This is a genomic window from Acidiferrobacteraceae bacterium, assembly GCA_037388825.1.
Classification (GTDB): domain Bacteria; phylum Pseudomonadota; class Gammaproteobacteria; order Acidiferrobacterales; family JAJDNE01; genus JARRJV01.
This window is the reverse complement of sequence record JARRJV010000077.1, coordinates 1-13,680: the sequence shown is the minus strand read 5'-3', so window position 1 is coordinate 13,680 and position 13,680 is coordinate 1. Positions and strand designations below refer to the sequence as shown.

At 60.3% G+C, this 13,680-nt stretch carries 15 protein-coding genes and 1 pseudogene; all 16 read left to right on the top strand.

Features of this window, described 5'->3' with window-relative positions; translation table 11 throughout:
• The coding region (locus P8X48_11485; GenBank protein ID MEJ2107925.1) for an iron-sulfur cluster assembly scaffold protein at positions 1-148 on the top strand (148 nt) is incomplete at its 5' end.
• Positions 149-171: 23 nt separating this feature from the next.
• Positions 172-495 carry an iron-sulfur cluster assembly protein IscA gene (gene iscA, locus P8X48_11480; GenBank protein MEJ2107924.1) on the top strand — a complete coding sequence of 108 codons (324 nt, stop codon included), beginning with the start codon at positions 172-174 and terminating at the stop codon, positions 493-495.
• Between the two features lie 30 nt (positions 496-525).
• The gene (gene hscB, locus P8X48_11475; protein MEJ2107923.1) at positions 526-1,065 is read left to right on the top strand and encodes a Fe-S protein assembly co-chaperone HscB; all 540 of its coding nucleotides are present in this window, start codon (positions 526-528) and stop codon (positions 1,063-1,065) included.
• A gap of 25 nt (positions 1,066-1,090) precedes the next feature.
• A complete protein-coding gene (gene hscA, locus P8X48_11470) occupies positions 1,091-2,974 on the top strand; it encodes a Fe-S protein assembly chaperone HscA (GenBank protein ID MEJ2107922.1) in 1,884 nt (627 codons plus the stop codon).
• Positions 2,975-2,986: 12 nt separating this feature from the next.
• On the top strand, positions 2,987-3,325 hold the full coding sequence (fdx, locus tag P8X48_11465) for an ISC system 2Fe-2S type ferredoxin (GenBank protein ID MEJ2107921.1): 339 nt from the start codon (positions 2,987-2,989) through the stop codon (positions 3,323-3,325).
• Positions 3,326-3,334: 9 nt separating this feature from the next.
• Positions 3,335-3,538 carry a Fe-S cluster assembly protein IscX gene (gene iscX, locus P8X48_11460; protein MEJ2107920.1) on the top strand — a complete coding sequence of 68 codons (204 nt, stop codon included), beginning with the start codon at positions 3,335-3,337 and terminating at the stop codon, positions 3,536-3,538.
• Positions 3,539-3,689: 151 nt separating this feature from the next.
• On the top strand, positions 3,690-4,121 hold the full coding sequence (ndk, locus tag P8X48_11455; GenBank protein ID MEJ2107919.1) for a nucleoside-diphosphate kinase: 432 nt from the start codon (positions 3,690-3,692) through the stop codon (positions 4,119-4,121).
• Positions 4,122-4,128: 7 nt separating this feature from the next.
• Entirely contained in the window at positions 4,129-5,235 is a 1,107-nt protein-coding gene (rlmN, locus tag P8X48_11450; protein ID MEJ2107918.1) for a 23S rRNA (adenine(2503)-C(2))-methyltransferase RlmN, read from the top strand.
• Positions 5,232-5,999: a type IV pilus biogenesis/stability protein PilW gene (gene pilW / locus P8X48_11445; GenBank protein ID MEJ2107917.1), complete on the top strand. Its 768-nt coding sequence runs from the start codon at positions 5,232-5,234 to the stop codon at positions 5,997-5,999. Before rlmN ends, pilW begins: the two co-directional genes overlap by 4 nt.
• A 21-nt stretch (positions 6,000-6,020) precedes the next feature.
• Positions 6,021-7,001: a DUF4115 domain-containing protein gene (locus tag P8X48_11440; protein ID MEJ2107916.1), complete on the top strand. Its 981-nt coding sequence runs from the start codon at positions 6,021-6,023 to the stop codon at positions 6,999-7,001.
• Positions 7,002-7,003: 2 nt separating this feature from the next.
• Positions 7,004-8,085: pseudogene (gene ispG / locus P8X48_11435) on the top strand (flavodoxin-dependent (E)-4-hydroxy-3-methylbut-2-enyl-diphosphate synthase).
• A 10-nt stretch (positions 8,086-8,095) separates the two neighbouring features.
• The gene (gene hisS / locus P8X48_11430; protein ID MEJ2107915.1) at positions 8,096-9,367 is read left to right on the top strand and encodes a histidine--tRNA ligase; all 1,272 of its coding nucleotides are present in this window, start codon (positions 8,096-8,098) and stop codon (positions 9,365-9,367) included.
• Positions 9,368-9,391: 24 nt separating this feature from the next.
• The gene (locus P8X48_11425; protein MEJ2107914.1) at positions 9,392-10,039 is read left to right on the top strand and encodes a tetratricopeptide repeat protein; all 648 of its coding nucleotides are present in this window, start codon (positions 9,392-9,394) and stop codon (positions 10,037-10,039) included.
• The gene (bamB, locus tag P8X48_11420; protein MEJ2107913.1) at positions 10,036-11,181 is read left to right on the top strand and encodes an outer membrane protein assembly factor BamB; all 1,146 of its coding nucleotides are present in this window, start codon (positions 10,036-10,038) and stop codon (positions 11,179-11,181) included. The genes P8X48_11425 and bamB overlap by 4 nt, the downstream gene beginning before the upstream one ends.
• 31 nt (positions 11,182-11,212) lie before the next feature.
• On the top strand, positions 11,213-12,583 hold the full coding sequence (gene der / locus P8X48_11415; protein MEJ2107912.1) for a ribosome biogenesis GTPase Der: 1,371 nt from the start codon (positions 11,213-11,215) through the stop codon (positions 12,581-12,583).
• Between the two features lie 117 nt (positions 12,584-12,700).
• On the top strand, positions 12,701-13,680 hold a 980-nt coding region (locus tag P8X48_11410), incomplete at its 3' end, for a serine/threonine-protein kinase (protein ID MEJ2107911.1).

The window sequence follows — 13,680 nt, the reverse complement described above, 5'->3', positions numbered from 1 at the left end:
GGCCATCAAGAACACCGACATCGCCGAGGAGCTGGCCCTGCCCCCGGTGAAGATCCACTGTTCGGTCCTGGCCGAGGACGCCATCAAGGCGGCCATTGAGGATTATCAGGGGAAGCACGAGACAGGTCAGGCCAAGGCGACCGGCTAGCCTTTGGAATTCGGATCGGGATCATGGCAATCACATTGACAGAAACGGCGGCCGAGCGGGTTCGTTCCTTTATCGACAAGCGCGGTAAGGGAGTGGGTCTGCGCCTGGGTGTAAAGACCACCGGATGCTCCGGCATGGCCTATGTGCTGGAGTTCGCCGACGAAATCTCGCCGGAAGACCAGGTTTTCGAATCGCAGGGCATCAAAGTCATTGTCGATCCAAAGAGTCTGGTGTACCTGGATGGTACGGAACTCGACTACGGCAAGGAAGGCCTGAACGAGGGATTCCGCTTCGAAAACCCCAACGTCAAGGACACCTGCGGCTGCGGCGAAAGCTTCACCGTCTAGTCCCTCCGCCAGGCGTCGCGACCCGAGTCCATGCAATCCGGCCTGGAAAAGAATTTCTTTGAAGTGTTCGGTCTTCCCGAAACCTTCGATGTCGATCTGGCCCAACTCGCCGGGCTGTATCGGGAACTCCAGTCGCAACTTCACCCGGACCGTCATGCCGCTGCCGCGGAAGCGCAACGACGTCTTTCGGTGCAGATGACAGCCCATGTGAACGAGGCCTACCAGACCCTGAAGGATCCCCTGCGGCGCGGGCGCTACCTGTTGCGGCTGCGGGGCGTTGAAGATTCCGAAACCGATACGCGCATGGATCCGGAATTTCTGATGGAGCAAATGTCCCTGCGCGAGGCCCTGGACGAGGCGCGTGACGACAGCGATCCGGCCGCGCGACTGGAACAACTGGCGGAGGAGGTTGGGCGTGCGCGCGAGCAGCGCCTGGAACAACTGCGCGCTGCCCTCGCGGACGGCGATGCGGACTCACTCCAGCGGGCCCTGGCGCTGACGCGCGAACTGCAGTTTCTCAAGAAGCTTTTGGACGAGATCGAACAACTGGAGGACGAATTGCTTCCCTGAACGGGTGAGGCAAACGGAGCGATTCATGGCGCTATTGCAGATCAGCGAACCCGGACAGAGCACTTCCCCTCACGAGCATAAACTGGCGGTGGGGATCGATCTGGGGACGACGAATTCCCTGGTCGCGACGGTGCGCAGTGGCGTTGTCGATACCCTGCCCGACGCCGACGGCGGGCACCTGCTGCCTTCTGTCGTCCGCTATCACGGTGGCGCGGAGCCGACGGTGGGTGCCTTGGCACGCGCCGCGGCTCTGGAGGACCCCAGCAATACGATCGTCTCGGTCAAGCGACTCATGGGACGCGGCCTGGACGACCTGCGCCACCTTGGTACCGGCTTGCCCTACGATTTTGTTGAAGGCGAATCGGGCATGCCGCGAATTCGCACGGCCGCGGGCGATCGCAGTCCGGTGGAGGTATCGGCGGAAATACTGAAAAGCCTCAAGAACCGGGCCGAGGAGACGCTGGGCGGAGAACTCGCGGGTGCGGTCGTCACGGTGCCGGCCTATTTCGACGATGCGCAGCGCCAGGCGACGAAGGATGCGGCCCGCCTCGCCGGTCTGCATGTGTTTCGGCTTTTGAGCGAGCCAACGGCGGCTGCCGTGGCCTATGGCCTGGACCAGAACCCGGAAGGCGTATATGCGGTCTACGATCTGGGTGGCGGAACCTTCGATATCTCCCTTTTGCGTCTCCATCGAGGTGTGTTCGAGGTCCTGGCGACGGCCGGGGATTCGGCCCTGGGTGGTGACGATATGGACCATGCCATCGCCGACTGGATGATGCGCCAGGCCGGAATCGAACCCGGTGCCAATCGTGGTCTGGTCCGGCAATTGTTGCGCGAGGCGACCCGCGCCAAGGAAGCCCTGACAAACGCGGACGAGGTCGAGGTTCGCATCACGCTGCCGACCGACGGCGAGTGGACAGGCGTTCTCGATCAGAAGCAGATGAATGTCCTGATCGATCCCCTGATCGACCGGACCCTTGCTCCGTGCAAACGGGTTCTGCGCGATTCGCGGCTCAAGCCTGCGGACATTGACGGGGTGGTACTGGTGGGCGGATCTACCCGGGTGCGCCGGGTGCGGGAGCGCGTTGCCGCCTATTTCGGTCGTGAGCCATTGGCCAACATCGATCCGGATCGGGTTGTCGCCGTCGGCGCTGCCCTGCAGGCAGATGTCCTTGCCGGAAACAAGCCCGACAGCGACATGCTGCTGCTCGATGTTACCCCCTTGTCCCTCGGCATCGAAATCATGGGCGGAATGACCGAGAAGATCATCCCGCGCAATTCCCCGATCCCCGTCGCCAAGGCCCAGGATTTCACGACGTTCAAGGACGGGCAGACGGCCTTGGCGATTCACGTGGTCCAGGGTGAACGGGAGATGGTCAGTGATTGTCGTTCCCTGGCCCGCTTCGAACTGAGGGGAATCCCGCCCATGGCGGCTGGCGCCGCGCGCATTCGCGTGACTTTCCAGGTGGATGCCGACGGCCTGTTGGGCGTATCCGCCCGCGAGCAGACCAGCGGGATCGAGGCCCACATCGAGGTCAAGCCTTCCTATGGTCTGTCCGATGGCGAGATCGAGCGCATGCTGCGCGAATCCATTGACCATGCCCGGGAGGATGTCGACGCGCGCATGTTGCGTGAGCAACAGGTGGAAGCGGACCGTCTGCATGAAGGAGTGCAGGCGGCAGTGGATGCCGATGGAGAAGCGCTCCTGAGCGCGGAGGAACGCAAGGAAATCCTGGCGTCCCTGGAGGCGCTGCAACAGGCGCGGAAGGGTGATGATGTCGCTGCAATCAAGAAGGCCATCGCCGAAACCGACCGCGTGACACAGGACTTTGCCGCCCGCCGTATGGACGCAGGCATGAAGCGGGCCCTGACCGGACACAAACCCGAAGACTTTGTTTCCCCGGATTGAGCGACTGCAGCCGTGCCCAAGATCACATTCATGCCACACCCCGAAATTTGTCCCGAAGGGATGACGGTGGAAGCCGACCCCGGACAGAGTATCTGCGATATTGCCCTGGCTAATGGCATTGAGATTGAACACGCGTGCGAGAAGTCCTGCGCCTGTACCACCTGCCACGTCATCATCCGCGAGGGCTTCGATAGTCTGGGCGAGGCGGACGACAATGAAGAGGATATGCTGGACAAGGCCTGGGGGCTGGAGCCGGAATCCCGGCTCAGCTGCCAGGCCCGGCTTGGCGACGAGGATCTCGTGGTCGAGATCCCCAAATACACTATTAATATGGTGTCGGAAAACCACTAGGAGCTGCCAATGGGACTGAAATGGTCGGACAGTCGCGAAATCGCGATCGAGCTCAGCGAAAAATATCCCGATGTGGATCCGATGGCCGTGCGATTCACCGATTTGCGTGAATGGGTCGTGGAGCTGGATGACTTTGACGACGATCCGGAGCACTCGGGAGAGAAGATCCTCGAGGCCATACAGATGGCATGGATGGAAGAGGCGGCGGACTAGTCCGCCATTCGCCCCGGGATCACCGGTCCGCTGTCGGCAGGCGGGGTCGATTGTTTCGCCGGTCTTCAAACGCTACACTATCCCGCCGCGTACACCCGGAAAATTCATGGTTTCCAACGGTGTCCCCCAATCCGTCCGACCGGAGCAGGTCATGGCCGTGGAACGCACCTTGTCCATCATTAAGCCTGATGCCGTAGCCGCCAACCGGATTGGCGCGATCTGCGACCGATTCGAGCGGGGCGGTCTGCAGATCGTGGCCGCGCGCATGCTTCACCTCAGCGCCGAACAGGCCGGGGAGTTCTATGCCGTGCACCGCGAACGGCCCTTTTATAATGATCTGGTCGCGTTCATGACCTCCGGTCCGGTTATGGTGCAGGTCCTGGAAGGGGAAAACGCCATTGCCCGGAATCGCGAGTTGATGGGGGCAACGGATCCGGCCAGGGCCGAACCGGGTACGATCCGGGCCGATTTTGCCCGTACCGTGGATGAAAATGCCGTTCACGGATCCGACGGCCCCGACACAGCGAAGGCGGAGATCGCATTCTTTTTCTCCGGTGACGAAATTTGCCCGCGTACGCGCTGAGGACAGTTTGAGCACAGAACCGATGACAAACCTGCTGGGCCTGGGGCGTGAGGCAATGCGCGGGTTCGTGGGCGAGCTGGGGGAAAAGCCTTTTCGTGCGGACCAACTGGTGCAGTGGATTCACCAGCGTGGCGTAGTGGACTTTGAGTCCATGACCAACCTGAGCAAGGATCTGCGCGCCCGCCTGCAGGCGGTTGCCGAGGTACGGCCGCCCGAGATCGTGTCGGATCGCACGGCCGACGACGGTACGCGAAAGTGGTTGCTGCGACTGCAGGACGGTCAGTGCGTGGAAACCGTTTTCATTCCGGAAGCGGACCGGGGTACCTTGTGTGTTTCGTCGCAGGTCGGATGCATGCTGAACTGCACGTTTTGTTCGACGGCGCGTCAGGGTTTCAATCGCAACCTGGAAGCCGACGAGATCATCGGACAACTCTTTGTTGCCCATCGCGCCCTGGGCCAGATCCCCGAAGGCGATCGGATGATCACGAATGTGGTCATGATGGGCATGGGCGAGCCACTGCTGAATTTTGATAATGTTCTGTCCGCCATGGGCCTGATGGTGGAGGACCTTGCCTACGGCCTGTCGCGTCGGCGCGTGACGCTCAGTACTGCCGGGGTCGTCCCCGGAATTGATCGACTGCGGGAAGAGCTACCCGTGAGCCTGGCCGTATCCCTGCATGCACCAAACGATAGCCTGCGGAACCGGCTGGTGCCTCTCAACCGCAAGTACCCGATTGCGCCGCTGCTCGATGCCTGTAAACGGTATGTCGCCGGTGATGCCCGAAGGCGGGTGACCTTCGAATATGTAATGCTCGAAGGAGTAAACGATACCCCGGCGCACGCGCGGGAACTGATCCACGTGCTGCAGGGGGTTCCGGCCAAGGTGAATCTGATCCCGTTCAACCCGTTCCCGGACAGCGGATATGCGCGGTCATCCCGGCAAACCATTGACCGGTTCCGGGACATGTTGATGCAGTCCGGAATCATTACGGTCACGCGCAAGACGCGGGGCGACGAGATCGACGCCGCGTGCGGACAACTTGCCGGACAGGTACTGGATCGAACACGCCGTTCGGGGCGTCAACTTGCGGATATCGCCAACGGGGTAAAATGAACCAGAAATATGTCTCAGGAATTCTTGGTGTTGTTTTTGCCGGTCTCGCCCTGGCGGGTTGTGCATCGCATTCGCCCAGCGACGACGTGGTGACGGAAAGCGCCACCGAGCGCCTCATCAATACGGATGTGGCCATGGCGGGTATCTATTTGAACGAGGGCAAACTGAATTTTGCCAAGGAGAAGGCCGACAAGGCCATTGCACTGGATTCCCATAATTCGCAAGCCAATCACATCAACGGATTGCTGTACTGGCGCCTGGGTGAACTGGACAAGGCCGACAGGTATTTTCGTCGCGCCATCCGCTATCAGTCGGACAACGCCGAGGCTCTCAACAACTACGGCGCTTTTTTGTGCGATCAAAAGCACTATGACCAGTCGATCGAGTTCTTTGACCGCGCGGCGGCAAACCCGCTGTACAAGGATCGGGCCAAGGCACTGGCGAACGCCGGCCGATGCCTGGCACTGAAGGGCGACAAGCTGCGGGCGGAAACCTATTTGCGCAAAGCTTTGAAGATCGATGCAAACTACCCAAGCGCACTTTTTGAATTGTCCAAGCTTGCCTTCCATAGCGGCCGCACCCTCACGGCGCGGGAGTTTCTTAGCCGACTGTTCGCGACCGGGGTCACCAGTTCGGACAGTCTCTATCTCGCCTACCGGGTCGAGATCGCGATGGGCAATCGCGCCGGCGCCAGCAAATACGCCCGCTGGCTGAGATCAAAGTATCCCAAGTCGCGAGAAGCGGCGCGGGTGCCAACCCAATAGACGACAATGAACGAAGTGACAATGAATTCTGCAAATGGTGACAAGGCAATGAATGGGCCCGGAGAAACGCTGCGCGCGACGAGGGTCAAGCTGGGGTTGGAGCCGGACAATGTCGCACAGATTCTGCACCTGTCCATCAGCCAGATCGAAGCGCTTGAGAACAATGACTTTGATCGCCTTCCGGGGGCGACCTATGTACGCGGGTATCTCCGCAGCTATTGCCAGCTGCTGAACATTGATGCAGCCCCGATACTCAAGGCCTTTGAGTCGGCGACCGGAGCCTGGAAGACCACGACCTACAGCAACCTGGTGACCGAGCGGCAGGTGACGAGCCGCGACAGTATCGTGCGGGTGGCGACCTATGCGATTGCCGTGCTCATTGTGGGACTGGCAGTAGTATGGTGGTTTGGCAAGGGAAGCAAGCCGGCGCCCGTGGAGGTGAGTAATGACGAAGCCACTCCCGCCCTTGCGCCCGCGGTATCGCTTGCACCGAAACCGGCAGTGACGGAAACCGCGATCGAGCCAGCGGATGCCACAACGCCCACGGAAGCAGATTCGGCTCCAGCCACAACCGGGCAGCCAGCGACAGCCGCCACGACGACAGAAGCGGCAAGTCCACAGAGCGCGCCATCGACCCCGGTCGAAACCCCCGCCCCTCCCCGGACCGTCAGCCCGGCGCCGCCCCCGGTCACGGTCGAGCGTCCAAAACCGGCACCGGCGGCTGCAGACGGCAATCACTCGCGCCTGATCATCGAGACCACGGCGCCATCTTGGCTGGATGTTCGGGATGGTGGAAACAATCGACTCCTGTATGAGACGGTCGCCGCGGGTCGAACGATTTCCCTGGAAGGGGATCCGCCATTTCAGGTATTCGTAGGCAATGTCGATGGGGTCAGCCTGAGCTTCGACGGCAAGCCGGTGGATCTCCAATCCCATCGAAATGGCCCCACGGCCCGTTTCACCCTGGGTTCACGCAGCACCGGCGAGACAACGACGAACTAGGCATGCACCCGTATCCGATTCAACGACGAAGATCGCGCCAGATCCACGTGGGGAACGTGGCCATCGGCGGCGATGCGCCCATCACCGTGCAGAGCATGACGAACAGGAGGCGCTGCAGGCGGCCGGCGCGGACATCGTTCGCGTGTCGGTCCCGACCCTGGAGGCGGCGGAGGCCTTTGGGCAGATCCGCAAACGGGTCACCGTTCCCCTGGTGAGTGACATTCATTTCGACTACCGCATCGCCCTGCGCGTAGCCGAACTTGGTACGGACTGTCTGCGCATCAATCCGGGCAATATTGGCCGGGAGGATCGGGTACGTGCCGTGGTGGACGCGGCCCGCGACCGCGGCATTCCCATCCGCATCGGGGTGAACGCCGGGTCGCTGGAGAAGGACCTGCAGAAAAAATACGGGGAACCGACGCCCGACGCCCTTGTGGAATCGGCGATGCGTCACATCGATATCCTGGACCGGCTCGATTTCCAGGAGTTCAAGATCAGTCTGAAGGCATCCGAGGTGTATATGACGGTTGCCGCCTATCGGAAGCTGGCGACGCAGGTCGACAATCCCTTTCATCTGGGGATCACGGAGGCAGGCGGGCTGCGATCCGGTACCGTAAAATCGGCCATCGGGCTGGGAATGCTGTTGGCCGACGGGATTGGCGATACCCTGCGCGTGTCTTTGGCCGCCGACCCGGTGGAGGAAGTGAAGGTTGGATTCGACATCCTGAAGAGCCTCGGAATCCGCAGCCGGGGAGTGAATATTATCGCCTGTCCTTCCTGTTCACGACAGCGCTTCAATGTGATCGCGACCGTGAACGAACTGGAGGCCAGGCTCGAGGATATCCAGGAGTCCATCGATGTCGCAGTCATCGGTTGCGTGGTGAACGGCCCCGGCGAAGCAAAGCAGGCCAGCATTGGTCTTACCGGCGGCGAGCCGAACATGCTGTTCATCGACGGCAAGACCGATCACAAGGTCAGCGATGAGGATCTGGTTGACGAGCTGGAGCGCGCGGTACGTACCTACATCCGGGATCGTCGAGGAACCGGCGACAAGAAAGTCATCCCCATAAAGCAAACCGGTTGAGGGATTACTCGTGAGCACGACGATCCAGGCCATTCGTGGCATGAATGACCTTTTGCCGGATGAGCTTGTTCACTGGCAATGGGTGGAACAGATCGCCCGCGGCGTGCTGGAAAGCTACGGTTATCTCGAGATCCGTCTTCCGGAACTGGAGCGAACGGAGCTGTTTCGTCGCTCGATCGGTGAAGTCACCGATATCGTCGAAAAGGAGATGTATACCTTCGATGATCGAAACGGCGACAGTCTTACGCTTCGTCCCGAAGGTACGGCCGGTTGTGTACGGGCGGCGATTCAGAACGGGATGTTGCACAACCAGGTTCACCGCTTGTGGTATTCGGGTCCCATGTTTCGGCACGAACGTCCACAGAAGGGCCGCTATCGACAGTTTTACCAGATCGGTGCCGAGACCTTTGGCATGGAGGGGCCCGATATCGATGCCGAGTTGATCCTGTTGACGGCCCGTCTTTGGAAAAAACTGCGTATTTCGGGCCTTGAACTTCAGATCAATTCCCTGGGGACATTGGACGCCCGCAACCGCTATCGCGTGGAACTGGTTGCGTATCTGGAGGAGCATCAAAAGGACCTGGACGACGACAGCCGGAATCGCCTTCAGCACAACCCCCTGCGTGTACTGGACAGCAAGAATCCCGACGTCCAGAAGATCGTTGCCGGCGCCCCCAGTCTGCTGGACCACCTCGGCCCCGAGTCTCGTAGCCACTTCGAGGAACTGCAGGCACGGCTTGACCATGCCGGCGTCAAATTTACCGTCAACCCGAGACTGGTTCGTGGGCTGGACTACTATACGCGTACGGTCTTCGAGTGGGTTACGACCCATCTGGGTGCCCAGGGGACGATCTGTGCCGGCGGGCGCTACGATGGACTGGTGGAACAGCTTGGCGGCAAGCCCACTGCTGCCGCCGGGTTCGCCATGGGTATGGAACGGGTCGTCGAACTCGTACGCCAGACCGGCCGCGAACCTGAGCCGATTGTCGATGTCTATCTGGTTTTGCTGGGCGACGAGGCCCGCCAGGAGGGCCTGAAGATTAGCGAGCAGCTGCGTGAAAAAGGGATTCGCGTGCTCATGCATTGTGGTGAGGGAAGCATGAAGAGCCAGATGAAGAAAGCGGACAAGAGTGGCGCCCGATTCGCCGGAATCCTTGGCGACGAGGAACTTGCGGCGGGGCAAATCTCGCTGAAGAATCTTCGCGCGACCGGCGAACAGGCGCCAATACCCCTGGAACGACTTGGTGCCGAGCTTGCGGATCGGCTGGGCCAGGCAAACTGAAAAAGAGCTAGGAGAGAGGGTCGGGTGGAAGATCTACATTTGCACGAAGACGACGAGCTGCAAAAGCTTAAGGAATGGTGGAAAAACTACGGCGTCGCCCTGATTCTGGGCGCGGTGATTGGTCTCGGTGGTCTCTTTGGCTACCGCTACTGGACGCACCATATTCAGCAGCGTGCTGCCGAGGCTTCCGCGTTGTACGACCAGGTGATCTATGAGCTAAACCAGGGAAAGCCGGAACAGGCGGCGGTGTTGGGCGGGAAGGTGATGAATAACTACGCTTCCACTCCCTACGCGGCCTTGAGTGCGATGCTTCTTGCAAAGGCGAGTTTCGACAAGGGCGACGTGCCCAGTGCGGAGCGGCAGCTGCGATGGGCGCTGGAGCACGCCCGGGACCCCTCGGTAGAACATGCAGCGAGACTGCGTCTTGCCCGTTTGCTGATGTCCAAAGGAAAAGACGACGACGCCCTGAAGCTGGTACAGGGCATCAAGGACAAGGGCGGCTTCGCGTCGGAATACAGCGAGATGTTGGGCGACATCTACAAGGACAAGGGACAGATTGACAAGGCGCGTGAGGCGTATCTGCAGGCCCTGAATGAGGATCGGGGCGGGCGGTACACTGACGTGCTGCAAATGAAGTTGGCCGACGTCGGGCCTGCCGGGGAGAAGAAGTGAAACGCGTTTTCTGGTTTGTCGCAATCGCCACGCTGCTGGCCGGCTGCAACTCTCTTGGCAAGAGCAATCGCGAGCCGCCGACGGCACTCAAACCGATCAAGGCTTCGGTAGAAATCAAGAAGCTCTGGTCGACCCCCATAGCGCGTGCCACCGATCCCTTCAGCCGCATGACCGTGGCATTGGGACCGGATCGCGTATACGCGGGCGACGCCAAGGGCGTGGTGCGAGCGTGGAACGCTTCGACCGGCAAGGTCTTGTGGGAAACCAAGCTTTCTCTTCCTCTTTCCGGGGCTACCGGACTGGGCGACGGTCTGGTCCTGGTCGGGAGCAGCAGCGGGGTCGTAGCGGCTCTGGAGGAGAAGACGGGTGCGGTCCGGTGGCGAAAGAGCATCAGCAGTGAAGTTGTTTCCAAACCGGTTGCGGCCGCGGGTATCGTGGTCGTGCAGGCGGTCGACGGCACGGTCACCGGTTTGTCGGCGGCGGAAGGGAGCGAGAAATGGAGATTTCATCAGACGGTGCCGGCGCTCTCGCTGCGAGGGACAAGCCATCCGGTGATAATCGATAACCGGATTGTCGCAAGCGGTTTCGCCAATGGAACTCTTGTCCTGCTTGATCTGAAATCCGGGCGGATGCTGCACAGGTTCGTGGTATCCGAGCCCCGGGGTCGCACGGAACTGGAGCGCCTGGTGGACGTGGATGGTACGCCGCTGGTGTCGGGTGGCCAGCTTTTTGCCGGCAGCTACCAGGGGAGCGTGGTTGCGATTGATGCCAGATCGGGCCATCTCCAATGGTCACAGAACATCTCGAGTTTTCTTCCCCTCGATGATTCCGGAGACATCCTCGTGGTTGTCGATGAACATGACACGGTTCGGGGGCTGAGGACGGATTCGGGAGCGGAGGCCTGGTCGCAGAAGGGACTGATGAATCGGCAGCTCTGTGCCCCGACGATCGTCGACGATGACATCGTTGTCGGGGACGGACAAGGATATATCCATGTATTGTCTCTCGGGAGCGGAGACCTTGTGGGTCGGTGGAAACTTGGTTCCGGTTCAATCGAATCAGTGAACGCTGGACCGTCCGGTGTACTCTATGTCAGAACCCGCGATGGAAGCCTGGCGGCCCTGAAACTGAAGTCGAAATAGACTTCCCTGGCCGAAGGCCACGTGTACCATCATGAAACCCGTTATCGTTCTCGTGGGCCGGCCCAATGTTGGGAAATCGACCCTGTTCAACCGCCTGACGCGGGCCCGCGATGCGCTGGTGGCGGATATCCCGGGATTGACGCGGGATCGACAGTTCGGGGAAGGGCGGCGGGGGGATCGACCCTACCTCCTGGTGGACACCGGGGGAGTGGCCGAAGATCTTGGTGCCAGCGGCGATAGCGATGCGTCGATTGAGGCGCATATGCGGAGCCAGACACGGCAGGCGGTCGAAGAAGGGGACGCGATTGTATTGCTGGCCGACGGGCGTAGCGGATTGACGCCTGCGGATCAGGAGCTTGCAAGCTATCTTCGCCGAAGCGGGAAGCCGGTCTTCCTCGCCGTCAACAAGATCGAGGGCCTGGATGTCGAGGCTGCTGTATCCGAATTTCATGCGCTCGGTCTGGGTGAACCGATCCCGGTGTCAGCAAAGCACGGGGATGGTGTCGACAGTCTGATTGCTTCGGTATTGCATGATCTTCCGCGAGTCGAGGAAGAAGAAGTACCGGACGATGTTCCCTGTATTGCCGTCGCGGGACGTCCCAATGTGGGCAAGTCGACCCTGGTCAATGCCCTGCTGGGTTCCGAACGTGTTCTCGTGTTCGATGAACCGGGAACCACGCGTGACAGCATACGCGTACCGCTGGAGCGGCAGGGAAAATCCTATGTGCTGATTGATACCGCCGGGGTGCGGCGCCGGAAGCACGTCCGCGAGACCATAGAAAAGTTCTCCATAATCAAAACCTTGCAGGCGATTGACGAGGCCAATGTGGTGATTCTCGTGGTCGATGCGGCAGAAGGTCTGAGCGAGCAGGATGCGCGTCTCGCCGGCTTTATTCTGGAGAAAGGGAGATCTCTGGTGCTGGCGCTGAACAAGAGCGATCAGCTGGACCGGGAGCAGCGCGCATGGGCCGAGCGCGAACTGCAAAGACGGTTTGCATTTCTCGGGTTTGTCCGCAGTCATTTTATATCGGCCTTGCACGGGACTGGTGTTGGTGCGCTGTTCGCGTCTGTGGATCACGCATTCGCCTCCGCTCGCAGAACCCTGCCCACCTCCCGACTGAATCGCATGTTGCAGAACGCAGTGCAGGCCACGCCGCCGCCGCTGATACATGGTCGGCGCATCAAGCCAAAATTCGCCCACCAGGGAGGCCGGAATCCGCCCACGGTCATCATCCACGGGGCCCAGGTAGACCGCCTGCCGGAGAGTTATCGGCGGTATCTGGCCAACTGCATCCGCAAGGAGTTCCGGCTGGAGGGGACGCCGGTGCGGATCGAATGCCGTGCCGGGGCCAATCCCTACGCGGGCCGGAAGGACAATCGTCGGCGCAAGGGGGGAGGGTGACCCGCTTGCGAATCGCGACTATAAACGACTATAAGTACTATTAGTCCATAAAAAGCCCGGAAAAACATAACCACAAGCGGGCAATTTGAATTCGCACAGGTTGAGGTCCTTATTACTTTGGGCGGTTATCACAAAGACGCGTTGCCGGTGGGTCACCATCTCGCGGACTACGTAATCGAGTCGGTGCTCGGGTTCGGGGGTTTCGGGGTTACCTATCTGGCCAGGGACAACAAGCTGGGGGCTGAGGTCGCGATCAAGGAATACCTTCCCCAGGATATTTCCGGCCGCATCGAACAAACGCGTGTGTTGCCCAATCCGGACGCACCCAATGGCATTCGTGACTATCAGTGGGGCCTGAAGGAGTTCTTGCGTGAGGCCCGCAACCTGGTCCAGTTCAAGCATCCCAACATCGTGCGCGTGCTTCGCTTCATGGAGGCGAACGGCACGGCGTACATGGTCATGGAGTACGAGCATGGGGAAAGTCTCAGTCACTACCTGAAGCACAAACCCGGAAGGCGTCTCGACGAAAAGGAACTCTTGCGCATCTTCCTTCCGGTCCTCAATGGCCTAGGTGAAGTGCACAAGGCGGGAATGCTGCACCTCGATATCAAACCGGACAACATTTACCTTCGTACGGACCATACGCCGATGTTGATCGACTTCGGTTCTGCGCGCCAGGCGATCTCCGGTGGTGAGCATGCCCAGCGAATTACACTGACCCACGGCTTTGCTCCCATCGAACAATATCCGGACAAGGGCAAGCCCGGACCCTGGACCGATCTGTATGCCATTGGTGCCAGCATGTACTATTGCATTTGCGCGCGTCGCCCGGAAGTTTCTATCAATCGCTATCAGACCATGCTGCGCCATCAGGCGGATCCGGTAACTCCAGCGATAAAGGCAGGCGAGGGACGATATTCCCGCTACCTGCTGGAATGCATCGATTGGGCGTTGCAAATCTATCCCACGGATCGGCCACAATCCGTGCAGGAGCTGCAGGATGGCCTGATGGGGAAGGGCTCTCCGAATAGCGGCACGGTCCAGATACAGATACAAATGCCGGACAAAGGTCGCGCGCGCCCCTCGCGAGTCGCGCG